This window comes from Dactylosporangium sp. NPDC051087, assembly GCF_055586325.1.
The window spans coordinates 83,860-108,918 of the sequence record NZ_JBVJIJ010000016.1; the positions used below are offsets into that span (position 1 = coordinate 83,860).

Annotated in this window: 19 protein-coding genes and 1 pseudogene; 6 read left to right on the forward strand and 14 right to left on the reverse strand. The window is 72.8% G+C overall.

The features are described from left to right. Window positions 1–68: 68 nt before the first annotated feature. A complete protein-coding gene (locus tag ACZ6TV_RS29170; protein ID WP_465300486.1) occupies window positions 69–983 on the forward strand; it encodes a proteasome assembly chaperone family protein in 915 nt (304 codons plus the stop codon). A 768-nt stretch (window positions 984–1,751) separates the two neighbouring features. Here ACZ6TV_RS29170 and ACZ6TV_RS29175 read toward each other — a convergent pair. Further along, on the reverse strand, window positions 1,752–2,735 hold the full coding sequence (locus tag ACZ6TV_RS29175) for a phosphoribosylaminoimidazolesuccinocarboxamide synthase (protein ID WP_465300487.1): 984 nt from the start codon (window positions 2,733–2,735) through the stop codon (window positions 1,752–1,754). Here ACZ6TV_RS29175 and ACZ6TV_RS29180 point away from each other — a divergent pair. Then, window positions 2,655–4,643: an FAD-dependent oxidoreductase gene (locus tag ACZ6TV_RS29180; RefSeq protein ID WP_465300488.1), complete on the forward strand. Its 1,989-nt coding sequence runs from the start codon at window positions 2,655–2,657 to the stop codon at window positions 4,641–4,643. The genes ACZ6TV_RS29175 and ACZ6TV_RS29180 overlap by 81 nt on opposite strands. A 17-nt stretch (window positions 4,644–4,660) precedes the next feature. Here the strand turns inward: ACZ6TV_RS29180 and ACZ6TV_RS29185 are convergent, their stop codons facing one another. The 4 genes and pseudogenes from ACZ6TV_RS29185 to ACZ6TV_RS29200 form a co-directional block, all read right to left on the reverse strand. Further along, window positions 4,661–5,722, reverse strand: coding sequence for a D-alanine--D-alanine ligase family protein (locus ACZ6TV_RS29185; RefSeq protein ID WP_465300489.1), 1,062 nt, complete (start codon window positions 5,720–5,722; stop codon window positions 4,661–4,663). Beyond that, a complete protein-coding gene (alr, locus tag ACZ6TV_RS29190; RefSeq protein WP_465300490.1) occupies window positions 5,715–6,818 on the reverse strand; it encodes an alanine racemase in 1,104 nt (367 codons plus the stop codon). Before alr ends, ACZ6TV_RS29185 begins: the two co-directional genes overlap by 8 nt. A 66-nt stretch (window positions 6,819–6,884) precedes the next feature. After that, window positions 6,885–7,625, reverse strand: coding sequence for an ABC transporter permease (locus tag ACZ6TV_RS29195; protein WP_465300491.1), 741 nt, complete (start codon window positions 7,623–7,625; stop codon window positions 6,885–6,887). A gap of 68 nt (window positions 7,626–7,693) precedes the next feature. Beyond that, window positions 7,694–8,335, reverse strand: a pseudogene (locus ACZ6TV_RS29200) (ABC transporter ATP-binding protein); the annotation flags it as partial. A gap of 133 nt (window positions 8,336–8,468) precedes the next feature. On the opposite strand from ACZ6TV_RS29200, the gene ACZ6TV_RS29205 reads away from it, so the two are divergent. Together ACZ6TV_RS29205 and ACZ6TV_RS29210 are read left to right on the forward strand one after the other, a co-directional pair. Continuing rightward, window positions 8,469–10,286, forward strand: a complete 1,818-nt coding sequence (locus ACZ6TV_RS29205) for a sensor histidine kinase (RefSeq protein WP_465300492.1) — start codon at window positions 8,469–8,471, stop codon at window positions 10,284–10,286. After that, entirely contained in the window at window positions 10,250–10,888 is a 639-nt protein-coding gene (locus ACZ6TV_RS29210; RefSeq protein WP_465300493.1) for a response regulator transcription factor, read from the forward strand. Before ACZ6TV_RS29205 ends, ACZ6TV_RS29210 begins: the two co-directional genes overlap by 37 nt. Here ACZ6TV_RS29210 and ACZ6TV_RS29215 read toward each other — a convergent pair. Genes ACZ6TV_RS29215 through ACZ6TV_RS29235 form a run of 5 tightly spaced genes read right to left on the reverse strand, consistent with a single transcriptional unit; the run spans window position 10,856 to window position 17,557 of the window. Further along, complete coding sequence (locus ACZ6TV_RS29215) at window positions 10,856–11,803, reverse strand: WxcM-like domain-containing protein (RefSeq protein WP_465300494.1); 948 nt, start codon at window positions 11,801–11,803, stop codon at window positions 10,856–10,858. The two genes, ACZ6TV_RS29210 and ACZ6TV_RS29215, sit on opposite strands and share 33 nt — an antisense overlap. After that, window positions 11,803–12,768: a glycosyltransferase family 2 protein gene (locus ACZ6TV_RS29220; protein ID WP_465300495.1), complete on the reverse strand. Its 966-nt coding sequence runs from the start codon at window positions 12,766–12,768 to the stop codon at window positions 11,803–11,805. Before ACZ6TV_RS29220 ends, ACZ6TV_RS29215 begins: the two co-directional genes overlap by 1 nt. A gap of 5 nt (window positions 12,769–12,773) precedes the next feature. Then, the gene (locus tag ACZ6TV_RS29225; RefSeq protein WP_465300496.1) at window positions 12,774–13,877 is read right to left on the reverse strand and encodes a DegT/DnrJ/EryC1/StrS family aminotransferase; all 1,104 of its coding nucleotides are present in this window, start codon (window positions 13,875–13,877) and stop codon (window positions 12,774–12,776) included. Beyond that, the gene (locus ACZ6TV_RS29230) at window positions 13,874–16,240 is read right to left on the reverse strand and encodes a hypothetical protein (protein ID WP_465300497.1); all 2,367 of its coding nucleotides are present in this window, start codon (window positions 16,238–16,240) and stop codon (window positions 13,874–13,876) included. Before ACZ6TV_RS29230 ends, ACZ6TV_RS29225 begins: the two co-directional genes overlap by 4 nt. A 42-nt stretch (window positions 16,241–16,282) precedes the next feature. Continuing rightward, window positions 16,283–17,557, reverse strand: a complete 1,275-nt coding sequence (locus ACZ6TV_RS29235) for a hypothetical protein (RefSeq protein ID WP_465300498.1) — start codon at window positions 17,555–17,557, stop codon at window positions 16,283–16,285. A 91-nt stretch (window positions 17,558–17,648) separates the two neighbouring features. Between ACZ6TV_RS29235 and ACZ6TV_RS29240 the strand changes: the two genes are divergently transcribed. Further along, entirely contained in the window at window positions 17,649–18,668 is a 1,020-nt protein-coding gene (locus ACZ6TV_RS29240; RefSeq protein WP_465300499.1) for an ROK family protein, read from the forward strand. A gap of 1 nt (window position 18,669) precedes the next feature. On the opposite strand, the gene ACZ6TV_RS29245 is transcribed toward ACZ6TV_RS29240, so the two are convergent. Further along, the gene (locus ACZ6TV_RS29245; protein ID WP_465300500.1) at window positions 18,670–19,236 is read right to left on the reverse strand and encodes a hypothetical protein; all 567 of its coding nucleotides are present in this window, start codon (window positions 19,234–19,236) and stop codon (window positions 18,670–18,672) included. A 53-nt stretch (window positions 19,237–19,289) separates the two neighbouring features. Between ACZ6TV_RS29245 and ACZ6TV_RS29250 the strand changes: the two genes are divergently transcribed. Continuing rightward, entirely contained in the window at window positions 19,290–20,180 is an 891-nt protein-coding gene (locus ACZ6TV_RS29250; protein WP_465300501.1) for a pirin family protein, read from the forward strand. On the opposite strand, the gene ACZ6TV_RS29255 is transcribed toward ACZ6TV_RS29250, so the two are convergent. The 3 genes from ACZ6TV_RS29255 to ACZ6TV_RS29265 all read right to left on the reverse strand — a co-directional run bounded on the left by ACZ6TV_RS29255 (window position 20,177) and on the right by ACZ6TV_RS29265 (window position 24,866). Continuing rightward, entirely contained in the window at window positions 20,177–23,083 is a 2,907-nt protein-coding gene (locus ACZ6TV_RS29255) for an RICIN domain-containing protein (RefSeq protein ID WP_465300502.1), read from the reverse strand. The two genes, ACZ6TV_RS29250 and ACZ6TV_RS29255, sit on opposite strands and share 4 nt — an antisense overlap. 89 nt (window positions 23,084–23,172) lie before the next feature. Beyond that, window positions 23,173–24,282: a hypothetical protein gene (locus tag ACZ6TV_RS29260; RefSeq protein ID WP_465300503.1), complete on the reverse strand. Its 1,110-nt coding sequence runs from the start codon at window positions 24,280–24,282 to the stop codon at window positions 23,173–23,175. After that, a complete protein-coding gene (locus ACZ6TV_RS29265) occupies window positions 24,279–24,866 on the reverse strand; it encodes a sigma-70 family RNA polymerase sigma factor (protein WP_465300504.1) in 588 nt (195 codons plus the stop codon). The genes ACZ6TV_RS29260 and ACZ6TV_RS29265 overlap by 4 nt, the downstream gene beginning before the upstream one ends. Between the last annotated feature and the right edge of the window lie 193 nt (window positions 24,867–25,059).

Genomic DNA, 25,059 nt, shown 5'->3' on the forward strand with positions numbered 1-25,059 from the left:
CCATTGGGTTGCTTCGTTGCACATGCTTTTGCTTCGTTGCACATGCTTTTTGAGGAGGCTGCGTTCCGGTGCTCAACCCCAGCGAGCTCTACACGCTCACCGAGGACCTGCCGGCCGTCGACCGGCCGGTGCTCGTGCATGCGCTGACGGGCTTCGTCGACGCCGGCAACGCGAGCCGCCTCGCCCGTGAGCACCTGCTGACGGTCGGGTCGCCGCGCACCCTCGCGACGTTCGACCTCGACCAGCTCTACGACTACCGCAGCCGGCGCCCGGCGATGCTGTTCGTCGAGGACCACTGGGAGCACTACGAGCAGCCGCGCCTGCTGCTGCGCGTCCTGCGCGACGCGACCGGCACCGAGTTCCTCCTGCTCGACGGCCCGGAGCCGGACCTGCAGTGGGAGCGGTTCACCGCCGCGGTCATCGAGCTGATCGAGCGCTTCGACGTGCGGGCGACCGTCGGCCTGACCGCGATCCCCATGGCGGTCCCCCACACCCGCCCGACCGGCGTCACCGCGCACGGCACGAGCCGTGACCTGATCGCCGGGTTCGAGCCGTGGCTGCAGCGCGTCCAGGTGCCGGGCAGCGTCGGCAACCTCCTGGAGTTCCGCATCGGCCAGCAGGACCGCGACGCGTTCGGCTTCGCCGTGCACGTGCCGCACTACGTCGCGCAGGCGGAGTTCCCGTCGGCGGCGGAGAAACTGCTCACCTGCGTCTCCGAGGCGACCGGGCTGCAGCTGCCGACCGAGGAGCTGCACGCCGCCGCCGAGACCGTGCGCTCCGAGATCGACGTGCAGATCGCGCAGGCCGACGAGGCGGCCTCGCTGGTGCGCGCCCTGGAGGAGCAGTATGACGCGTACACCCGCGGCCGCCAGGGCCCGAACCTTCTCGCCGACTCCCCCTCGCCACTGCCGACCGCCGACGAGATCGGCGCCGAGCTGGAACGCTTCCTCGCCGAACAGACCCGCAACGACGAAAACCCGTAGGCCGGCCCCCGCAAGTGGTGGGTCCGTCACCCAGCGAACAGGGCGATGCCGCGCCTCACGCCCTGGTGAGACGGCCCGAACTACACGCAGTCACGACGCTGGAGATCAATTTCTCTGGCGATGCTAGAGTGCGGTAAAGCGGCGCCCAGCACACCCGAGCAGCCGCTGCGCCTACTCGCTCAGGGCTCGGCCCGTGCGGGTCAGCTGTGCGGACGCGGACCTGTATGGACGCGCGCCACACGAACAGTCGCGTCGCCCCTGCGCACACGAGCGGACGCCTCGCCCAGAGCTCAGGCAGCCCGTTCGTCCCGTTCGGCTCGTCCCGTTCGGCGCCGAGCTGGTCGGCGGTCGGTAGCGGCAAGGCGGACGCGGGCCACGCGGGCGGGCGTTGTGCGGACGGGCGCGCCACGCGGACGGGCGCGCCACGCGGACGGGCGCGCCACGCGGACGGGCGCGCCACGCGGACGGGCGCGCCGGACCCTGCACAGCGGACGGGCCCGCCACAGCAGTCGCATCGCCCGGGGGCTCAGGCCGTGCGGGCCGGCTGCGCGGACGTGGACGGTGCGCCACACGAACGGCGGCGGCTGCCCCTGCACACCACGAGTTGGTCGCCTCGCCCGAAGGCTCGGGCGGCGTTGTGCGGACGCGGACTGTGCGGACTGGCGCGGCACACGAACGGGCGCGTCGCCCCCGCACACCACGAGTGGTCGCCTCGCCCGAAGGCTCAGCCCGCGCGGACGCGCGGGCCGTGGCACGGGCGGGCGGGGGTCAGAAGGTCTCGCCGGTCAGGCGTTCGTAGACCTCGACGTAGCGGGCGCGGGTGCGGTCCACGACGTCGGCGGGGATCTCCGGGCCAGGGGCGGTCTGGTCCCAGCCGGTGCTGCGGGACCAGTCCCGCACCGACTGCTTGTCGAAGGAGTGCTGGACGCGGCCCGGCTCCCACTCGTCGAGGGGCCAGAAGCGCGACGAGTCCGGGGTGAGGACCTCGTCGGCGAGGACGATGGTGCCGTCGGGGGTGAGGCCGAACTCGAGCTTCGTGTCCGCGACGATGATGCCGCGCGCGGCGGCGACGTCCCGGCCGCGGGCGTAGACGCGCAGCGTCAGGTCGCGCAGCTCCTCCGCGAGCTCCTTGCCGATCTGCTCGACGACCTCGTCGAACGTGACGAACTCGTCGTGCTCGCCGACGGCGGCCTTGGTCGTCGGGGTGAAGATCGGGGTGTCGAGCGGGGAGGACTCGACGAGGCCCGGCGGGAGCGTGATGCCGCTGACGATGCCGTTGCGGTTGTACTCCTTGAGGCCGAGCCCGGTCAGGTAGCCGCGGGCGATGCACTCCACCTGCACCATGTCGAGGCGCTTGCAGCGGATGGCCCGGCCGGCGAACTCGGCGGGCACGTCCATCGCGGACAGCACATGGTTGGGCACGAGGTCGGCGAGCTGCTCGAACCACCACAGGGACAGGCGGGTGAGGACCGCGCCCTTGTCGGGGATCGGGGTCGGCAGGACCACGTCGTAGACCGAGATGCGGTCGGAGGCGACCAGGATCAGGTCGTCGCCGTCGAGATACACGTCGCGGACCTTGCCGGAATGCAACAGCTTCACGCCCGCCACCCTAACGTTTAGACTCCCTTCAATCTCAGGGGTACGGCGGCCCCGTAACGACAGGGAGCCGCCATGCCGCACACCCGCCGCCAGGTCATCGCCACCGGTCTCCTCGGCACCGGTGCCGTCCTGCTGAGCCCCGCACGGGCGCACGCCGCCGTCACCACCGTCGATCTCGTCGTCTTCGGGGCCACGCCCGGCGGGCTGGCGGCGGCGATCCAGTTCCGCAGGTCGGGCGGCACCGCCGTCGTGGTCGAGCCGGGCACGCACGTCGGCGGGATGACCACCGCCGGCCTCGGCGCCACCGACACCGGCAACACCGCGGCGATCGGCGGGCTGTCGCACGAGTTCTACCGGCGGGTGTACGGCAAGTACAACGGCACCCCGGTCACCGCCACGTCGCCGGCGCGCTTCAAGTTCGAGCCGCACGTCGCCGCCGCCGTGTTCGCCGACATGCTGGCCGAGGCGGGGGTGCCGGTCCACACCGGCCGCAGGCTGCAGACGGTCACCAGGAGCGGCAACCGGATCACCGAGCTGGCCACCGCGGACGGCGGCGTCTACCGGGGGCTGATGTTCGTCGATGCGTCGTACGAGGGTGACCTGATGGCGAAGGCGGGGGTCGCCACGACGATCGGCCGGGAGGACAACGCCCAGTACGGCGAGAGCATCAACGGCGTCCAGCTGCGCGACAAGCACCAGTTCACCAAGCCGGTCGACCCGTACGTGACGCCGGGGAGCCCGGGCAGCGGTCTGCTGCCGGGCGTCCAGGCCGCGACCCTCGCGCCCAACGGCACCGCCGACGGGAGGATCCAGGCGTACAACTTCCGGATGTGCCTGACGAAGGCGGCGAACCGCCTTCCGTGGACGATGCCGGCAGGCTACGACGCCGGCCGGTACGCGTTGCTGCTGCGGTACATCGAGGCGGGTTACACGGGCCCGTTCTTCAACACGATCGACGTCGGCGGCGGCAAGACCGACTCGAACAACGACGGCGCGTTCTCCACCGACGACATCGGCATGAACTACGCGTATCCGACGGCGAGCGACGCGCAGCGGGACACGATCGTCGCCGAGCACCGAACCTACCAGCAGGGCCTCATGTGGTTCCTGAGCAACGACTCGAGGGTCCCGGCGGCCGTCCGCGCCGCCACCGCGAGCTGGGGGCCCGCCCCGGACGAGTTCGCCGCCTCCGGTTTCTGGCCGCCGATGCTGTACGTGCGGGAGGCCCGCCGCATGGTGAGCGCCTACGTGATGACGGAGCACAACTGCCGGGGCTCGGCGACCGTCGCGGACTCCGTCGGCCTGGCCAGCTACACGATGGACTCGCACAACTGCCAGCGGCTGGTCGTCGGCGGGGTGGCGAAGAACGAGGGCGACGTGCAGGTCGGGGTTCCCGGCCCGTACCAGGTGAGCTACCGCTCGATCGTGCCGGTCGAGGCGCAGTGCGCGAACCTGCTGGTCCCGGTCTGCCTGTCGGCGAGCCACATCGCGTACGGCTCGATCCGGATGGAGCCGGTGTTCATGGTGCTGGGCCAGTCGGCGGCGGTGGCGGCGCGGCTGGCGATCACCGGCGGCACGCCCGTGCAGCGGGTCAGCGTGACGACCCTGCAGGGGTTGCTCCGCGACCTGGGCCAGCGGATTGACATTTCGGGCAATTCGGAAATTATTATCGACAGCCGCGGTGGTGGGGTGACGCGGGCCGGGACGTGGCTGTCGAGCACGTCGATCGGCGGCTACTACGGCAGCGACTACGAGCACGACAACAACACGGCGAAGGGCGTGAACCGGTTGCGGTTCACGCCCTCGCTGCCCGCCGCGGGCGCGTGGACGGTGCAGCTGCGCTGGACCGCGCACGAGAACCGGGCCAGCAACGTGCCGGTCGACGTGGTGCACTCGGGCGGGCTGAGCACGTTCAGCGTCGACCAGCGCGCGTCCGGCGGGCAGTGGGTGGCGCTCGGCACGTTCCAGTTCACGGCCGGCAGCGCCGGCTCGGTGCTGATCCGCACCGAGCAGACGAACGGTTACGTGGTCGCCGACGCGGCCAGGTTCGTCAGAGCGTAAGGACGGGCGCCGCCCGGTCAGGCCCCGATGGCGGGCCTGGCCAGGGCGGTCGCCAGCAACACGTCCAGCAGCGCCGGGTAGTCCAGGCCCGCCACCCGGAACATCTGCGGGTACTGCGACACGGCCGTGAACCCGGGGAACGTGTTGACCTCGTTGATGACCGGCTCGGTGCCGTACCGCAGGAAGAAGTCGACCCGCAGCAGCCCCCGGCACTCCAGGGAGCGGAACGTGCGCACGGCGAGGTCCTGCAGCTGCTCGATGATCGCCGGCTCCAGCTTCGCCGGGATGTCGAAGATGGTGGTCGGGTCGAGGTACTTGGCCTCGTAGTCGAAGAACTCGTGCTTGTCCGGGAAGCTGATCTCCAGGGGCGGCCCGACCTGCAGCGAGCCGTCGGGGTGCTCCAGGACGCCGAGGTCGACCTCGCGCCCGTGCACCATCTCCTCGACGAGGACCTTGGCGTCGCTGGCCCGCGCCTCCGCGAGGGCCTCGTCCAGCGCGGCCCAGTCGTCGACCTTGGACACGCCGAGGCTGGACCCGGCCCGGGACGGTTTCACGAAGACGGGCAGGCCCAGCCGCTCGCGTTCGTCCAGCGAAAGCGTGCCGACGCCGCCGCGCAGGACGACGCCGTCGGCGACGGGCAGCCCGTCGGCGACGAGGAGCCGCTTGGTGAACTCCTTGTCCATGCCGGCGGCGCTGGCGAAGACGCCGCTGCCCACGTACGGCAGGCGGACCATCTCCAGCACGGACTGGATGGTGCCGTCCTCGCCGTAGGGCCCGTGGATGGCGGGGAACACGACGTCGCAGCCGCGCATGGCGCCGATCGCCTCGGCGAGGCTGGCCAGGGCCGGCACGTCGGTCTCCTTGGTCAGCGCCAGGAGCCCTTCGAGGTCGAGGGCCTCCGGGGAGTCGGCGTCGCGGCCGAAGACCCATGTGCCGCTGGGCGTGATCCGCACCGGCACCACCTCGTAGCGGGTCCGGTCGAGGAACCGCACGATGCTCAGCGCCGACTTGCACGAGACCTCGTGCTCGCCGCTGCGCCCTCCGAAGACGACGGCGACGCGGGTGCGACGATCAGCCATGCGGTGACTCCTTACCGGTGTACCTTCGCGGAACGCGGGCGCCGATGCCCGTCAAGATCTCGTGCGGGTTGGTGCCCGCCCACGCCGCCCACTCTTCCACGGTCGGCTCGGCACCGTCGCCCGGCCCGAACAGCACGATCTCGTCACCGAGGGCGACGTCGAGGTCACCGGCGTCGACGACGAACTGGTCCATGGCGACCCGCCCGGCGATCGGGCACCGCCGGTCGCCGACGGCCACCGCGCCCCGGTTGCTCAGCTGCCGCGGCACCCCGTCGGCGTATCCGGCGGGGACCAGCACCATCGTCGTGTCGCGGTCCGTCACGTACTGGTGCAGGTAGGACACGCCGGTGCCGGGCGGGACGCGTTTGACGTTGACGGCGTGCGCCTTGAACGTCATCGCCCGCCGCAGCCCGGCGACGACCCCTTCGATCGGCTCGACGCCGTAGACCGCGAGCCCGGCCCGGACCAGGTCGTAGTGGCTGGCGGGCACGTCGACGATCCCGGCGGAGTTGGCGAGGTGCCGCAGCGGCGGCTCCAGGCCGGCCTTCGCAGCGATCGCGAGAGCGTCCTCGAAGCGCTCGATCTGCAGTGCCACGGACGGGTTGCCCGGGTCGTCGGCGGAGGCGAGGTGCGACCAGATCCCGCGGACCATGATCACACCGGCGCGCTCCAGGTCGGCGGCCCGCGCGACCAGGGAGGGCCAGTCGGACCAGGCGACGCCGTTGCGGGTGAGGCCGGTGTCGACCTTGAGGTGGACGGCCGCGCCGGGCGCCATCGCCTCCAGGTGCTGCGGCGTCGACACCGACAGGTCCACGTCGTGCCGGACGGCCCACGCGAAGTCGTCGCCGGTGCCATACAGCCAGGCGAGGACCGGCGCGGTGATCCCCGCGTCGCGCAGCTGCCGGGCCTCGGTGATCGAGGTGACGCCGAGCCAGGTGGCGCCGGCGGCGAGGACGGTGCGGGCGACCGGTAGCACTCCGTGACCGAACGCGTCGGCCTTGACGACCGCCATGGTCTCGGCGCGGGGGGCGGCCAGACCGGCCAGGAGCCGCGTGTTGTGCGCCACGGCGTCGAGATCGACGACCGCCTCTGCCATCGGTTGCACCTGCCACCCCCTCGTCCCGCCGATCATAGTGGTCACCGTGCGTCACAGCGGTGTCGGTTAACCGGCACGGTACAGCCGGACGGACAGTCCGCCGGCGATCAGGAACGTGCCGGCGAGGACCGCCAGGTGCAGCGGGCTCGGGACGTCGCCGACCCACGCGGCCTGGACCGCCTGGCGGAACGCGCCGAGCGGGGTGAAGTCGCCGATGCGGCGCAGCACCGACGGCATGACCTCGACCGGCACGTACAGGCCGGCGAAGAACGCCGACGGGAACCACAGGGCGAGGGCCCAGCCGGTCGCGGCCTTCGCCGTGCTCGCGGCGGACGCGATCAGCAGCCCGACCGGGAAGAGCCCGAGGACGCCGAGGACGAGCACGGGCAGGACCAGCGTGAGGTCGGGCAGCCGCATGTCCATCAGTGTCACGCCGACGAGCAGGGTCAGCAGGGTGGAGACGAGCACGACGCCGCTGTTCATGAGCAGCTGCGCGCCGAGCATCGCCGACGGTTTGACGGGCGTCGTCGCGAAGCGGCGCAGGATGCCCTTCTCCCGGTACGAGGTGAGCACCGTCGGCAGCATGAAGAACGCGATCATCGCCATGGCCACCATGACCGACATCGACGGGATGTAGGTGTCGATGCCGCGGTGCCCGCCGAAGTTGGGGTCGGGCCGCCGGACACTGGGTGCCCAGCCGAAGACGAGCAGCAGCGCGACCGGCAGCAGGACGGTGAACAACGGCGGCGCCACCTCCCGGAGCATGAGCCGGGTCTCGACGATCGTGAGGCGGGTCAGGGTACGCATGATCAGACCTCCGGAGCGGACGACGTGAGGGCGACGAAGGCGGATTCGAGCGAGTCGGCGCCGCCCCGCAGCGCGACGGGGGTGTCGACGGCGACCGTGCGGCCGGCGTGGATGACCGCGATCCGGTCGCACAGGCGCGAGGCCTCGTCCATGAAGTGGGTGACGAGCAGCACGGTGACGCCGCGGTCGCGGATGCCCTCGATGAGCTTCCACGTCTCGCGGCGGGCGTGCGGGTCGAGGCCGGTGGTGAGCTCGTCGAGGACCGCGACCTCAGGGTTGCCGATCAGCGACAGCGCGATCGACACCCGCTGCTTCTGCCCGCCGGACAGCTGCTTGTACTGCTGCCGGGCGTGCTCCGCGAGGCCGAGCGAGGCGAGCACGGCGGAAACGGAGGCCGGCTCGCGGTAGAAGGAGGCGAACAGCTCCAGGGCCTCGCCGACCCGGATCCGGTCGGGCAGCTGCGACTCCTGCAGCTGCACGCCGAGCCGCTCGCGCAGCGCCGGGTCGCCGGGGTCGAGGCCGAGGACCCGCACGGTGCCGCCGTCGGCGGTCCGCAACCCCTCGATGATCTCCACGGTGGTGGTCTTGCCGGCGCCGTTGCGGCCGATGACGCCGAAGATCTCGCCGCGCTCGACGGAGAAGGTCACGTCGCTGACCGCCTGCCGGTCGCCGTAGCGCTTCTGCAACTGGTGGACGTCGATGACTGTCATGCCATCGATCCTGCGAGATCCGGGGAGCGGGCAGAATGAGGCTGGACGCCGGACCGGGGTGGGGTTAAGTGCACCCCATGGACGGCGGTCAGGGCCGATGTGCGGGCCCGGCCGGATCAAGAGACTGAGAAGCATGACCTGGTTGAGGGGTGTGTACCGCAGCGGCGTCCTGCTGGGCGTCGCGGTCGTCGTGTTCGCGCAGCTGCTGCTGTCGCTGGTGCTGCTGCTGCCCGGCGTGCTGCTCGGCCTGGTGTTCCTGATCCCGCCGCCGGTGCTGTACGGGCGCCGCCTCACCAACCGCTGGCGGGCGATGTTCGAGGACTGGACGGGCCGCCCGGTGCCGGCGCCCTACCTGCCGCCGCCGGCGGACCCGCAGCCGGACGAGGACGGCATGTACCGGCACGACGCCACCCTGTACAAGAGGCCGTTCTTCCCCAGGTTCTTCCACCGCCTCGACTGGGTGATGAAGGACCCGGCGACGAAGCGGGACATGACGTGGCAGCTGTGGTTCCCGCTCCTGGTCCTCGCCGTCGTGCCGCTGGGCGTCGTCGCGGCCCCGGTGACGGTCCGCGCCGTCGCGTCGTGGTCGGCGTGGCTGCTCACCCCGATGGACCCGGCCCGCGCCGCCCGCCGCGCGCAGCGCGAGAAGTGCACCCAGCGGGTCCTGCTCGCCTGGGCGCGGGCCGGGCTGCTGGTCTGCTGCGCCGCCCTGGAGGTGGTGCTGTTCGCGTTCACCCTCGCCTGCTTCACCCTCGGCTTCGGCATCGGTCTCATCTTCCTCATCCCGGTCGCCGTGTCGCACTACCGCTGGCTGGCCAACCTCCGCCGGCACTTCGCGAGCTGGAGCGGGGTGCGCATCGACCGGCCGTACACGCCGGAGCTGCTGCCGAAGCGGCGCCCCGACGGGATGCTGCAGGTGCAGAACAACCTGTACAAGTCCGAGGCGATGGCGTCGTTCAACGCCCGCTGGCTGTGGACGTGGCACGACGTCGCGTCGTGGCGGGACCTGGTGTGGCTGGCCGTCGACCCGGTCGTCACGGTCGCGCTGCTCGGCGCGCCGGTCGCCGCCGCCGTCTACGGCGCGTTCGGTCTCGCCCTGCCGTGGCTGTGGACGACGCTGTTCGACGCGGAGTTCTCCGCCTGGTACGGCGCCGCCGACGGCAACCGGACCGCCGGGCTGGTCCTCGGTGTCGCGCTCGTCGCCGCGGGGCTCGCGGTCGCGGAGCAGCTCGTCGGCGTGCACGCCCGGTGGACGGCGCTGCTGCTGCGCCCGACGAGGGAGGCGGCGCTGCGGCTGCGGGTGGAGCAGCTGACCCGCAGCCGCGCCGACGCCGTCGACGCGCAGGCCGCCGAGGTCCGCCGCATCGAGCGGGACCTGCACGACGGCGCGCAGGCCAGGCTGATCGCGGTCGGGCTCACGCTGGGCGCGATCGAGCGGCTCATGGACACCGACCCGGCCGCCGCGAAGCTGCTCGTCAAGCAGACGAAGGAGACCGCGGCGGCGGCGCTGACGGAGCTGCGGGACCTGGTCCGCGGCATCCACCCGCCGGTGCTGTCCGAGCGTGGGCTCGCCGACGCGGTCCGCGCCCTCGCCCTCGACACGGCCGCGGACGTCGCCGTCACCGGGACGCTCGCCGGGCGGCCGCCGGCGCCGGTGGAGTCGGCCGCCTACTTCGCGGTCAGCGAGCTGATCGCGAACGCGACCCGGCACGGCGGCGCCGCGACGGTCACCGTCGACCTGGAGCACGCCGGAGGGCTGCTGCGGTGCACGGTCGCCGACGACGGCACCGGCGGCGCGGACCCGTCGCGGGGCACCGGCCTGCGCGGCATCGAACGGCGGTTGGGTACCTTCGACGGGACCCTGACCCTGAGCAGCCCGCCGGGCGGGCCGACCGTCGCGACGCTGGAGCTGCCGTGCGTGTTGTCCTCGCCGAAGACCTCTACCTCCTGAGGGACGGCATGGTGCTGCTGCTGCGCAGCCACGGCTTCGAGGTCGTCGCCGCCGTCGACACCGGCCCCACCCTGCTCGCCGCGCTGCTGGAGCACCGCCCCGACGTCGCCGTCGTCGACGTGCGGCTCCCGCCGAGCTTCACCGACGAGGGCCTGCAGGCCGCGCTGGCCGCCCGCCGGGAGGTGCCGGGCCTGCCGGTCCTCGTGCTGTCGCAGCACGTCGAGCAGCTGTACGCCCGGGAGCTCCTCGCCGACGGCACCGGCGCCGTCGGTTACCTGCTGAAGGACCGGGTGTTCAACGCCGACCAGTTCGTCGACGCGGTCCGCGCGGTGGCGGCCGGTGGGACCGTCATGGACCCGACCGTCATCGCGAAGCTGGTGGCGAAGCCGGCCGCGACGGGCACGCTCACGCCGCGGGAGCGGGAGGTGCTGACGCTGATGGCGGAGGGCCGCTCCAACGCCGCGATCGGCAAGCAGCTGTTCCTGTCCGACAGCGCCGTCGGCAAACACATCGCGAGCATCTTCGGCAAGCTCGACCTGCCCGTCTCCGACGACGACAACCGCCGGGTCCTAGCGGTCCTGGCTCACCTGCAGGGCCTCTGACACGAACGACGCGTGGTCGCGGATGTAGTCGGCGTTGTCGTAGTAGTGCGACGCGAAGACCAGCAGCGCCGCGTCCGGCGAGTAGCGGTACTGCGTCGCCCACGTCATCGGCGGCAGGTACAGGCCGGTCGCGGGACTGTCGAGGAGGAACTCCTGGCGGGACACCCCGTCGTCGGCGACGACGCTGCACCGCCCGCGCACGCAGATCAGGAACTGGTGGCACTCGCGGTGCGCGTGCTGGCCGCGGACCTTCTCGTTGGGCACGTCGAAGACGATGAAGTACCGCCGCACGGGGAACGGGATGTCCCGCTCGAACTCCCCCACCGACAGGTCGCCGCGCAGGTCCCGCACGTAGTCGAGCCGGTGCACGGTCACCCCGCGCACCGACGTGGCGTTCACCCGCTCGCCCAGCCGGGTCTCGTGCGGCTGGGCCTGCGACGGCACCGGCGCCGCGTCGACGTATCCGGTCAGCCGGGCGGGGTTGCCCACGACGATTGCGTACGGCGGCACGGACCGGGTGACGACCGCGCCGGCGCCGACCATCGCGTGCCGGCCGATCGTCACCCCGGGCAGGATCGTGGCGTTCGCGCCGATCGACGCGCCGGCCGCGACCGTCGTGCGGGCGAACGCCTCCGGGTACCGGCGGCTGCGCGGCATCCGGTCGTTGGTGAACGTGACGTTGGGCCCGACGAACACGTCGTCCTCCAGGGTCACGCCGTCCCACAGCTGCACGCCGCACTTGACGGTGACCCGGTCGCCGACGACGACGTCGTTCTCGACGAACACCCCGTCGCAGACGTTGCAGTCCGCGCCGATGCGCGCGCCCGGCAGTACATGGGCGAACGCCCAGATCCGGGTGCCCGCGCCGACGGCGGTGCTCTCGCACAGGGCGTTGGGATGGGTGTAGAACGACATCAGCGCCGGCCTCCCCGCAGGAGCGTGGTGGTGCGCCGGCCCGCGTAGTGCAGCTCGCGCGCGGCGACGGCGAGGGGGCGGCGTTTCGTGTTCTCGTAGCCGCGCCACGCGTAGGAGCCGACGACGCCGAGGCCGAGGGCGTTCATGCCGCCGAAGAACAGCACGACGAGGACCGTCGCGGCGTAGCCGGGCACGTCGAACAGGCCGGCGAGGCGGGCGGACAGGACGACCGCGCCGAGGGTCAGCGACACGAGCAGCCCGACGATCCCGGACGTCATCAGCAGCCGCACCGGCAGGTCGGTGAACGCGAAGACGCTGTCCATCAGGTACGTGACCTTCTTGCGCAGCGTCCAGCCGGAGCCGCCGGCGGCGCGGGGGCGCCGGGTGTAGGCGACCTGTTTGCGCCGGAACCCGAGCCAGAACAGCAGCGCGACCAGCGACGTGTTCGCCTCCTCGCAGGCGAGGAGGCAGTCGCGGAACGCCCGGTTGCAGCCGAACATGTCGACGCCGCCGCTGGGCATGTCCCGCACGACGACCCGCCGGTACACGCCCCAGAACAGTCTGGCCGCGACCCGCTGGCCGAGGGGGTCGGCGCGGCCCTCGCGGGTGCCGACGACGACGTCGTGCTCGTCGGCGGCGAGGGTCCGGAAGAACTCCAGCGCGAGCTCCGGCGGCTCCTGCAGGTCGGCGGCCATGACGGCGAAGTAGTCGCCGGTCGCGTGCTGCAGCCCGACCCGGATCGCGGCGAACGACCCGAAGTTGCGCGACAGCAGCACCAGCCGCGCCGGGAAGTGCCGGGCGGGCAGCAGCGCCTGCAGCAGCTCCGCGGACCGGTCGGGGCTGCCGTCGACGACGAACACCGCCTCGAGCCGGCCGTCGAGCTGGTCGTGCAGGTCACCGACGGCGGCGAGGAGGTCATGGATGGTGTCCTCGTTGCGGTACACGGGGACGATCAGGGAGTACAAGACGCTCAGCCCTTTCCGAACGCCGTGACGGCGGCGGCGATGTCGTCCACCCGGGCCGGGTCGAGCCTGGGGTCGAGCGCGGGGTGGCACGGCAGGCTCAGCACCTCGGCGCAGAGCCGTTCGGTGACCGGCAGGCGGCGGCCGGCGAACCTGCCGCCGTGCACCAGCTGCCGGTGGTCGGGCAGCGGGTAGTGCACGTCGTGGGGCACGCCGCGGGCGCGCAGGTGCGCCGACAGCGCGTCCCGGTCGGTGCAGCGCAGCACGTACAGGTGGCCGACGTGGCCGGGCGCCTCGACGTCGGGCAGCGTCACCTTCGGGTGCCGGATCGCGTCGCGGTAGCGGGCGGCGACGGCGACCCGGGCGGCGTTCCACCCGTCGAGGTGCGGCAGCTTCACCGACAGCAGCGCCGCCTGCAGCTCGTCCAGGCGGCTGTTGCGGGCCTGGCCGGTGACCTGGTGGTACTTGCGGTCCCAGCCGTACTGCCGCAGCCGCCGCACCCGGGCCGCGACCTCGGCGGAGCCGGTGACGACGGCGCCGGCGTCGCCGAGCGCGCCGAGGTTCTTCGTCGGGTAGAAGCTGAACGCGGCCGCGTCGCCCCACGCCCCGGCCCTGCGGACACCGGAGGGGCCGTCGCCTGACGCGCCGTGCGCCTGGGCGCAGTCCTCGACGACGGCGGCGCCGTGCCGGTCCGCGACCGCGCGGAGCGCGGGCATGTCGGCGAGCCGCCCGTACAGGTGCGTGACGAGGACCGCGTCGAAGCGCTCCCGGTCCAGCAGCGCCGGGTCGAGGGTGGCGGTGTCGACGTCGACGTCGACGTGGACGGGTTCGGCGCCGAGGGCGAGGACGGCGGTGGTGCCGTAGCCGCCGGCGTTCGCGGCGAGGGCGACCCGGTCGCCGGGGCCGACCCCGACTCCGGCGAGGGCGAGCTCGATCGCGTCGGTGCCGTTGCCGACGCCGACGGCGTGCCCGGTCCCGCAGTAGGCGGCGAACGCCTCCTCGAACGCGGCGACCTCCCGGCCGAGGACGTACCAGCCGCTGCCGACGACCCGGCGCACGGCCGCGGTGAGGTCGTCGGTCAGGTCGGCGTGCAACGCCAGAAGATCGTTCATCGCACCTCATAGACGGTGATCTGCCCGGCGGTGAACCGGGGTTCGGCGGTGCCGCCGGCGGCACGCAGGTCGCCGACCGGTCCTGCGGTCGCGTCGGCGACGAGCCAGCGGACGTGGTACCGGTCGCGGAGCACGCCGACCGTGCCGGGGCCGGGATTGGTGAACGCGGCGTCGTTGGCGGCGAGCCGGCCGGGGTCCCAGAAGTCGGCGAACCACGGCGGCACCCCGTCGGCGGCGGCCCGCTCGTACGTGGTGTTGGTGAAGCCCCAGCCCTCGACGAGGACCCGGCGGCCGCTGGCGGCGGCGAGCGCGAACCGGCGGTTGTCGCACATCCCGCCCGGCGGGCGGACACCGAAGCAGTGCGCGTTGGTGGCGAGCAGGTCGCCGGGGCCGGCGTGGGCGCGCAGCCAGCGGCCGGCGGTCCAGGTGTCGTGGTCGATGGCGCTGGTCCGCCCGTCGAGGGCGACCTGGTCGCTGACGGGGACGGCGCGCCAGCCGCCGACGGCGGTGTCGGTGACGACGACGGCTGTCTGGTCGTAGGCGGACGGCAGCCCGAACCCGGCGCACAGGGCGACCGCCACGGCGGCGATCCGCCCGTCGCGGCGCACGAGCGCGGCGGCGGCGACCGCGACGGCGAGACCGGCGAGGATGACGTACGGCCGGGCCAGCTCCCACCCGAGCCGCTCACCGGTGGGCTGGACCGTGTCGTAGCGGCGCATCAGGAGCACCGCGGCGCTGCCGGCCGTCGCGGCGAGGGCGAGGATCCCGCCCTTCGCCCACGTCATCGTGCCCGCGACCGCGGCCAGCCCCACCACGGAGGCGAGCGCCAGGTACGGCCGGGCGGACACGATCAGGTAGGACTGGGACCCGCCGGGGTGGCCGAACAGCAGGACCCCGGCGACGCCGCCGGCGCCGACGGCGAGCAGCAGCAGGACCGGGGCGTCGAGGGCGCGGCGGCCGAGGACGAGGACCCCGGCCCAGATGAACAGCCAGCACAGGACGGTGACCAGGGCGGCGAGCCGGGCGTGGCCGGCGGGGGTACCGGGGCCGGTGTAGCCGGTCCAGGTGGCGGCGACGGTGACGAACCCGTTCATGGTGGCGAGGGGCCGCACGACGAGACCCTGGTTGGCGCCGCCGTCGTACAGGACGAGCTGCGCGACGACGGTGCACGCGGCGGTCAGGGCGGCGGCGAGCAGCGCCGGACGGTGCAGCCCGCGCCGGGTGACCAGCCGGACCACCACGACGAGGACCAGGGCGCCGGTGAGCAGCGGCAGGTAGGGCGACTTCGCGCCGGCGAGCCCCACGAGCAGCACCGCGAGCGGCACCATGAGCGGCACCATGAGCGGGGGGTGGGGACCCCGCCCGTCGAACAGGTCGAGCAGGACCAGGACGACGGCGGCGAACAGGAACGCGCCGAACGTCTGGGTCGGGCTGGTCCAGGCGACCATCCGGTACATGGACCCGTCCTCGTACGCGCCGAAGCCGAACCAGCCGTCGTAGTGCGGCCAGCCGTACGGGTCGGGGGCGAGGACGAGCAGGGTCACGACGGCCGCGACGGGCCCGGTCCACCAGCGGCCGGTGAGCCGCCGGGCGAGGACCGCGACGAGCAGCAGGGTGCCGGCGAGCATCGGCAGCGGGGTGAGCCGCACGAGCAGGGTCAGCGGGTCGATGCCGGTGACCCAGCTGGTCGCGGCCATCTCCGGGTAGACGAACCAGTGGTAGACGAGGGGTTCGCCGGACACCCAGGGCGCCTGCATCGGCATGTGCTGCTTCGCCTCGGCGACGAGCGCCAGGTGGAACGGGGTGTCGGCGTCGGTCGCGCCGGTGACCGGCCAGCCCAGCCCGTGCGAGCGGAACATGCGGACGCTGCGCAGGACGAGCACGGCGACGACGAGCAGCATCGACCACGCCCACAGCGCCGGGGTGCGTTCCCCGGTCCCCTTCCAGGCCCTTCGCAGCCGCGGTACGGCCAGCGACGCGCCGATCATGCCGGCGGGCCAGGCGAGCACCAGCAGCGGCTGCCCGGCGGTGCGGGCGGCGACGTAGGCGAGGACCTCGACGACGTAGCCGAGGGCGGCACCGGCGGCGACGTCGGCGACGAGCCAGCCGGACCGGCGCAGCAGCACCCGCCACAGCAGCAGGCCCGGCAGCACGACCCCGGCGGTGAGCCAGCCGGCGAACGCGAGCGTCGTGGGCAGGGGCACGCCGTAGAACCGCAGCGTGCACGCGATCCCGGCGAGCCCGACGGCGAACGGCAGCGCGGACGGCGGCGGCGCGCCGCGGAGCCGGCGGCGGCCGGCGGTCACCGGTGGCTCGCCCGGACCCGCGGCGGGTTCACGTGTCGCGTCCAGTGTCGTGCTCACTGCACCGCCCAACGGCGCCGGAGCCGGGTGGGTCGCGCCTGATCACCCGTTCGCGGCACACCTGGCGGCGGTCGCCGGGCCGGGCTCCAGCGGGTGGGCGACGCCCTGGGCGGCCACGCAGAACACGGCCGCCGAGGTGAGGAGCACGACAGCGGCGAGGCGGAGACGGTGCGGGGCGGCGGCGGTGACCGCGCCGCAGCCGGCGACGGCGAGCAGGACCAGCGGCAGCGCGAAGCGGGTCTCCGTCGCCGACGTCATCAGCGACCCGCAGACGGCCGCGGCCAGGACCGCCACGGCCCGGACGCCGGGCGTGCGGCAGGCGGCGGCGACCCCGGCGACGACGATCAGGACGATCGGGGCGGCGAGCTCGTAGCGTTCCGTGTACCCCGCGGCGCTGTACGGCGTCGACCAGGACCAGGCCAGGGCGGCGGCGACCTTCTCGACGAGGAACAGCGCCGAGCCGGGCAGGTTCCCCAGGAGGGCGGCGACCAGGCCGCCGGTCGAGTCGACGGGGTGCGCCTCGACGGCCGCCGCCATCGACGGGTCGCAGTAGAACTGCTGCGGCGCGCCGGTCGCCGGCTCGATCGTGTCGTAGCGCACGACGTAGGACGCGTACCCGGCCTGGAACCCGGCGAGGCCCGCGGTGCCCGGCGGGGTCGGGCCCGGCGAGAACCCGCGCACCGCGTTGAACAGCACCTGCGGCAGCGACCCCGCGACGAGCCCCGCCGCGGACCAGGCCGCCTGCCGCCGGTGGGTCACCACGACGATCCCGGTGAGGGCGGCGAGCGGCAGCAGGTAGGCGGGGCGCAGGTTGAACGTGACCGCCGCGGCGACGCCCGCGACGCCGAGGGACCACCGGCTGCGTTCCCGCAGGGCGAGCCAGACCGCGGTCAGGAAGGCGGCGACGGCCGGGAGGTCCATCAGCGGGTACGGCGCGAACCGGGCCGCGACGAGCCAGGTCAGCGGCGCGCACACCCACACGGCGCCGGGCCGTCCCGCGATCCTGGGCAGCAGGAAACCCCCGATGACCGCGACCAGCAGCGCGTTGAGCACGAGGACGGTGTACCGCCCGGCGCCGCCGGCCAGCTGCTCGGCCAGGGCCGCGGGCGCGTAGACGAGGCTGGTCAGCACGCCCCGGAAGTCGAGGTCGCCCTCCCGGACCAGGTCCGCGTCCGTGAACAGGGCGAGGGAGCCGTTGAAGTAGCGGGCCGCGTCGTAGACGAACCCGTCGGCCGGCCTCTGCGCCAGGGTCGCCGCCGCCGTGAGGGGCACCGCCCACCTGGTGGTGCGGTGCCGCTGCAGGTCCCGCACCACCATGAGGTTCCTAACGATCGGACGGCCCGCCGGGGAACGCGGTGCGGTACCGTGTTCGCCGCTCATGTTTGAACTTCGGTGAGGAGCAGGACCGATGGGGAACGTGGAGGACTGGGTCGTCGTCGGCCTGGACAACGGCGGCACCGCCAACAACGCGACGGTGCTCTCCCACGACGGGGCGTTCCTCGTCGACGGCCTGGTCGAGGTGCCGAGCCGGGTCCTGGAGGGGCCGGCGATCGCCGTCGAGGCCCTCGCGGGGGCGTTCGACAACATCCTCGCCGTGACCAAGATCGAGCGGGAGCGGGTCGTCGCCGTCGGCCTGGACACGCCGGGACCGGCCACCGCCGACGGGGTCATCTCCTCGAAAGGTTCGACGAACTTCTCCCAGCAGGCCTGGTGGGGCTTCGACTTCCGGGGCGCCCTCCAGGAGCGGCTCGGGCTGCCCGTCGTCTACAACAACGACGGCAACGCCGCCGCGCTCTACGCGCACCACGTGCACTTCGGCGCCGACGCGAACGCGCGGTCCTCGGTGTCCGCGATCGTCGGCACCGGCCTCGGCGGCGGTGTCATCGAGCAGGGCAACGTGATCAAGGGTGCCGCCGGCATGGCCGGGGAGCTCGGCCACGTCCACATCCCGATGCACGGCCTCCTCGAGGAGGGGCAGCCGCTGCCGTCGTGCGGGTGCGGGTTCCTCGGCGACGTGGAGAGCGTCAGCTCGCTGACCGGGATCGTGCGCAACCTGCTGCCGTACTGGCTGACCCGCTTCCCGGACCACCCGCTGCACCACGCCGACACGGTCCGGGCCGCCGCGAAGCAGGTCCGGTCCTTCGCCGAGCAGGGCGACGAGCTGGCGCTGCGCATCTTCGACCAGCAGGCGATGGGCCTGGGCCGGCTGTTCACGATCGCCGCGAACTTCACCGACCCCGACTGCTACTTCGTCGGCGGCGGTGTCGTCGAGGCCGCCCCGCACTTCCGGGAGTGGTTCCTGGCGAAGGTGCGCGAGTACACGCTGCTGCGCGAGGAGCAGGCGGCGGTCGCCACGTTCGCCCTGGTCCCCGACCGCGACATGGCCGGCGCCAGAGGCGCGGCGATCGCGGCGGCGGCCAGCCTGTAGGTCAGACCTGCTCGACCGGGGCCGGGGCGCGGGCGACGTTCTCGCCGGCCTGGGTCAGGATGCCGTGGTCGTCGCGCTGCCAGCGGCGGCCGCGGCTGTCGGTGAAGCGCAGCTCGACGTGCATGTCGGCGGACGGGGCGAGCCGGATCGTGCCGTCCTCGTTGATCCGGTCCCGCTCCACCGGCCCGTCGGTGTTCTCCTCGTCGAACCCGGCGTACACCTCGGGCTGCTCCGACGGCGGCACGATCCGCACCCGGCGGATCGCGGTCCACGCGGCGGGCGGGTCCCGGAACACGATCTCCAGGTCGTAGACGGGGGTGCCGCCGGCGTTGCGGATCGCGGCGCCGACCACGCCCCGCGTGATGATCTTCTCGAAGGTCTCGCGTTCGCTGACCGCCCACGCGCAGACCCGCTCGGCGTCGGCGCGCGCCTCGGCGAGCTGATACGCGGCGAGGAGGCCGGCGGCGCCGGCGACGGCGCTCCGGACGCCCTGCAGCACCTGGAAGGCGAGGAACACGGCACCGCCGGCGACGAGCATCGCCAGCGCCGCCACCACAAGTCCCATCACACCGGACAAATTACCCGTTCCGGGTTGCGCCGGAGCGCGCGAGGCAGAATCGGATGATGGAACTCCTCGAAGGCCGGGACGTGCCGCTGGGCCGCTACTCCGTCGTGCGGCGGACGCTGCCGAACAAGGGCCGGCGGACCGTCGGCGCGTGGTGCTTCCTCGACCACTTCGGGCCCGAGGAGGTCACCGGGCGGCCGGGGATGCGGGTCCCGCCGCACCCGCACATCGGGCTGCAGACGGTGACCTGGCTCTTCGACGGGGAGATCCGGCACCGCGACAGTCTCGGCTCCGACGAGCTGATCCGCCCCGGCCAGCTCAACATCATGACGTCGGGGCGGGGCATCGCGCACTCCGAGGACTCCCCCGCCGGCAAGCCGCCGCTGCTGCACGGGGTGCAGCTGTGGGTGGCGCTGCCCGCGGACTCCCGCGACCGGGCGGCACGCTTCGAGCACCTGGAGGATCTCCCGGTCGCGGAGGCGGCGGGGGTACGGATGACGGTCGCCGTCGGGTCCCTGGGCGGGGTCACGTCGCCGGCCGTCGTGCACAGTCCCCTGGTCGGCGCCGAGGTGCGGGTCGCTGCCCGTACACCTGCCGAGATCGCGATCGATCCGGCTTTCGAGCACGGTGTGGTGGTCACCGACGGCGGCGTGCGGGTCGAGGGGGTCGACGTCCCGCCCGGGTCGCTGCTGCACCTGCCCGAGGGGCGCGCTTCGGTGCGACTGGACGGCGACGGCCGGCTGTTCCTCATCGGCGGGGTGCCCCTCGAGGAGGACCTGGTCATGTGGTGGAACTTCGTCGCGCGCTCGCACGAGGAGATCGTGGCGGCGCGCGACGAGTGGGAGGCCGGCTCGGACCGGTTCGGGGTGGTGCCGGGCGGGCAGGAGCCGTTGCCGGCCCCCGCCCTGCCCACCACGCGGCTCCTGCCGCGGCACCGTTTCTCCTAGAGCAGCCGCCACAGGTGGTCGGCGGTGCCGTTGTCGTCGAACTGGACGACCTGCGCCGAGTTCGCCGTCGACATGCCCGACACGCCGAGCACCTTCATGCTGTGCTGCACCTGGATGCGCACCCAGCCGTCGCCGTTGTCGACGAGCCGCCACAGGTGGTCGGCGGAGCCGTTGTCCTCGTACTGCTGCACGAGCGCCGAGTTGGCCGTCGACATGTTCTGCACGGCGAGCATCTTGCCGCTGTGCTGGTTCACGATCTTGAACCAGCCGCCGCCGGCGTCGACGAGCCGCCAGTTGTGGTCGGCGGTGCCGTTGTCGTCGAACTGCACGACGTTGGCGCTGTTCGCCGTCGACATGCCGTCCACGCCGAGGACCTTCAGGCTGTTCTTGTTCTGGATCCGCTTCCAGGTGATCGGGGCGGTGCTGCCCTCGACCCGCATCTCCAGGATGCCGCCGGAGACGCCGGCCTTGAGCTGCACGAGGACCCGGATCGCGGTGGTGGTGACGCTGGTGAAGGTGACCCGGTTGAACGTGTTGACCGCCGTCCCGGCCGCCGACGCGCCGGACACCGCGACCCAGGCGCCGCCGGCGTTGCGGTACTGCACCTGCCACGACTGCGGGACCCGGCACTGGCCGGTGCCGGTGTCGTCGAACCAGTACACCGACACGGCGTTGGTGGTGATCGCGCTGGAGTAGGTGAGCTGCGCCCACTCGCTGGTGCCGAGATGGTTCCAGAACGTGAGCCGCGGGATGCTCTGGTCGGCGGAGCTGCTCGGGACCTTGCCGTCGTTGAGGGCCGCGACGGTGTCGCCGGGGTTGCAGTACGACGCGGACGGGGTGGCCGGGATGACCCAGTCGACCGCGTCGGCGCCGTCGCTGACCCGCGGGAACGTGGTGATCCTGACCCGCTGCGCGCCCATCGGCAGCAGCTGGACGGTCTCGTTGGGCTGGGTGGAGCGGGCCGGGCTCTGCTGCAGCGGCCGCACGACCCCCTCGGCGTCCGCCTGCCAGTTGGGGATCTTCCGGGCGGTGACGCTCAGCGAGATCGGCGCGCCGTCTCGGGTGAACGGGTTCGCCGCGAGGGCACCCGGCTTGCGGGTCACCGTCACCTGCGGGTTCGCCGGGTCGATGAGCAGGCCGTAGTTCCACGGTGAGTTGGCGTACACCTCGTTGGTCGGCCACGCGTCGGTGCCGCCGATGCGCTGCCAGCGCTCCGCGATCGACAGCGAGAACGTCAGCGGGCCGTTGTCGACGCTGACCGCGTTGCCGTTCTTCGCCCAGGTCCGCACGGTGGTGCGCATCGGCAGCGTGACGGTGACCTTGTCGCCGTTGTTCCAGGTCCCCTCGACGATGACGAACGAGCCCGCCTCGACGGTGCCGGTGACGACCGTGCCGTTGACCCGCACGACCGCGCCGTTGCTCCACTTGGGGATCCGCAGGTACAGCGGGAACGCCACCGCACCCGGGGTGCCCATGGTCAGCGTGATCGTGTCGCTGAACGGGTAGTCGGTGTCCTCGGTGACGGTCACGGTGGTCGCGTTGGCGCCGACCTTCGCGGTCACCTGCGAGTTGCCGTACATCGCCGCGCACAGGCCCTTGTCCCAGGTCGCGAACCACAGCTCCTGCGCGTAGTACGGCCAGCCCATGCCGTAGTTGTGCGGGCAGCAGCGGTAGTTGTGGATGCCCAGCATGTACGCCAGCATCGGGAAGTTGTTCTGGAACTGGCCCTGCGTGAGGGTCGCGTTCGTCAGCCCGATGCTGTTGGCGCAGGTGATGTAGTGGATGCCCTGCTGCGCCGGGTCGAGCGACGCGGGCAGCATGTTGAACGCGAGGTCCTCGCAGCGGTCCAGCCACACCGAGTCGCCGGTCATCCGGGCGAGCATCTGGTGGCTGTGCATGAACTCGACGATGCCGCAGGTCTCGAAGCCCTGCCGCGGGTCGGTGAAGCCGGGCCGGCAGTTCTCGTCGCCGGCGAAACCGCCGCCGGGGAAGTTGCCGTAGAGGCCCATGACCGTGTCGTAGTCGCGGTAGGTGGCGGCGGGGAACTTCGGGTCCGGGTCGAGCAGGCCGAACTGGGCCGGCTCGCGGAAGCCCTGGGCGAGGTTCACGTTGTGCCAGTTGGGGATGCCGTTGGTGTAGTCCGCGGACCCGGCGTGGATCTTGCGCACCAGGTCGAGGAGCCAGGTCTCGCCGGTACGGTTGAACAGCCAGTACACGCTGTCGATGTTGTCGCCCCAGCGCAGGGCGGCCCAGCTGCGGTTGAACACGGCGGCGGGCTGCGCGTTCTGGAACTGGAAGTACTTGCGCATGAACGTGTTGACCCGGTTGTCCGGCGTACCGTTGCGCTCGTTGTACTCCGCGTGGCTGCGGATCGCGTCCAGCAGCGGCATGTGCGGCCAGAAGTCCGGGCCGCCCTCCAGGCTCGTCCGGAGCGCGTTGGGCCCGAAGAAGCCGTCACTGCCCTGGTTGTTGATGATCCCGTCGATCCACTGGCGGGCCAGGGTCAGGATGCGGGTGTTGCCGGTGACGTAGCCGAGGTCACCGAAGCCACGCAGCCAGTAGGGCAGCTCCTCCCAGGCGCCCTTGGTCTTGTCGACCCAGCCGTTGCCATTCATCTGCAGGTAGTCGGACACCTCGGTCATCCGGCCGCAGAGCCCGTCGGCCTCGATGTTGAGCTGTGTGCGGAGCCAGCCGCGGGGCTGGACCGCGCCCGGCGGAAGTTTCAGGAAGGCGGTGGCCTTCAACGGGGCGAGGTTCGGCCAGTAATGACCTCCCCGCGCACCCGGCGTGACGGTCTTCGCCGTCCGCACCGCGGCGCTCGCGGGGCTGGCTACGGCGGTGGACAAGGCGATCGCGCCACCCGTGAGGGCGACACCGCTCGCGACGAACGTTCTGCGGTCCATGGACCGGACTCCTTTGCTCCTGGCGGGGAACATCGACGCCCGATTATGCTTTTTTACGGGTCTTTATGAAAGAACCCGTTGATTTTTGTTTACTTATCGCTTGCTGGTGTGCGGTACCAACGCTGCGCTCCGGCGGCCAGGAGCCCGAGACCACCAGCGAGCGCGGTCGCCACCGCCCACCGCCCCCAGCCCGGCCCGGCGAGGCTGCCGTTGCTGAACACGGCCGCGTCGGCGAACCCGGTCATCACCGCCAGGCACGCCCCGCCGATGGCCGTCACGATGCCGGCGACCGGTTTCCGCAGCGCCTGCAGGACCGCCGCCGCCAGGACCCCGACGCCGGTGAGCAGCGGCCACAGCCGGGCGAGCAGCTGCGTGGCGAGGTTCTCGGTGGGCGAGGTGGCCAGCCCCGCGCTGACGACGATCCACGCGACGACGACCCCACCGGCCACCGCGGCGACCAGCGCGAGCGCCACCCTCGAACGGTGCGCGAAGGCCCCGACCACGACCGCGGCGAGCAGCGCACCCGACCACCACCAGCCGGTCGCGGGCGGGCTCGCGGCCCGGATCGTGCCCCGGATGATGCCCGGCGTCGTGCCGTCCACCTCGAGCGGGACGCTCCACGCGCGGGCGGGCAGCTCCCTGGCCCGCTCGTCGTGCCAGCGCACGACCCGCTCCGTGGACACCCGGCGCCAGTCGGGCGGCGCCTGGGGGTCGGCGGTGCCGTCGACGACGCCGGTGAGGGTGCGGCTGGCCGCCCACGTCGAGGACCGCCGGTTCTCGTCCACCCCGCCCGGCGAGACCCGCAGGAACGCCTCGCCCTGCCTGCCGAGCACGACGACCGTCCTCGGCGAGGTGCTGCGCAGCTCCAGCCGCGCGCCCCCTTCGACGGCCCTGACGCTCACGCCCGGCTCCGACACGGTGTCGACGCGCACCACGTACCCGAGCGCGGCCGGCGCGTCTGCCCCGTGCGCCTGCGCCGGCGTGCCCTGCCCGACCGCCACAATGACGCCGAGCAGCACCGCCAGCAGTGCTTTCGTGACCGCGTCGCGGGCCGCTTTCGTCACCGTGCTGCGGGCCGCTTTCGTCATCGCGTCGCGGGCCGCTTTCGTCGCTGTGCTGCGGGCCGCGTTCGTGACCGCGTTGCGGGCCGCTTTCGTCGCCGTGCTGCGGGCCGCTTTCGTTTCCGCGACGCGCGTCATCCGGCTCGCGCGGCGGCGATGGCGGCGACCAGGTCGGCGCGGGCCCGGGCGACCCGGGACCGGATCGTGCCGACGGGGACGTCCTCGATCTCGGCTGCCTCCGCATAGGACAACCCGAGCACCTGGGTCAGCACGAACGCCACCCGGCGCTCCGCCGGCAACCCCGCGACCAGGTCGGCGGCCGCGTGCAACCCGGCGTGGTCCGCCCCGGCGAGCTCCTCCGGCTCCGCCGCGACCCGCGCCTCGAGCCGGCGCCCCCGCACCGCGGCCCGGACATGGTCGGCACAGGCCCGCCGCGCGATCGCGAGAATCCAGGTCCGCCCGGACGACCGCCCGGCGAACTCGGGCAGCGCCCGGAACGCCCGCAGGTATGTGTCCTGGGTCACGTCGTCGGCATGATGCGCCCCGACGAGCGCCGCCACGAACCGCCACACCTCAGGCTGCGTAGCCCTGACGAACACGGCGGCCGCGGCCCGGTCCCCGCCGCGCGCGGCCAGCAACGCGACCGTCACAGGATCAGGGCGCTGGTCGTGGCTCGGGTCCCTGCCCGGGCCCGCCACCGCCGCACCGTCCTCTCCAGTCACGCGGGAAGCCTAGCGCCCGTTCCTGCCAGCCGACCCCCCGCCTCGCCGCCCATCCCACACAGTGATAGCCATCTACGTCTTCCATCGCCTCCGTCTCGGTTTTCCACAGGCGAGGTGCTGTCCACAGGTCCCGGGCCCACGCCCGGCCGTCGCACTCGTCCCGGTCTTACGCTGAGGTGGTCACACAACGAGG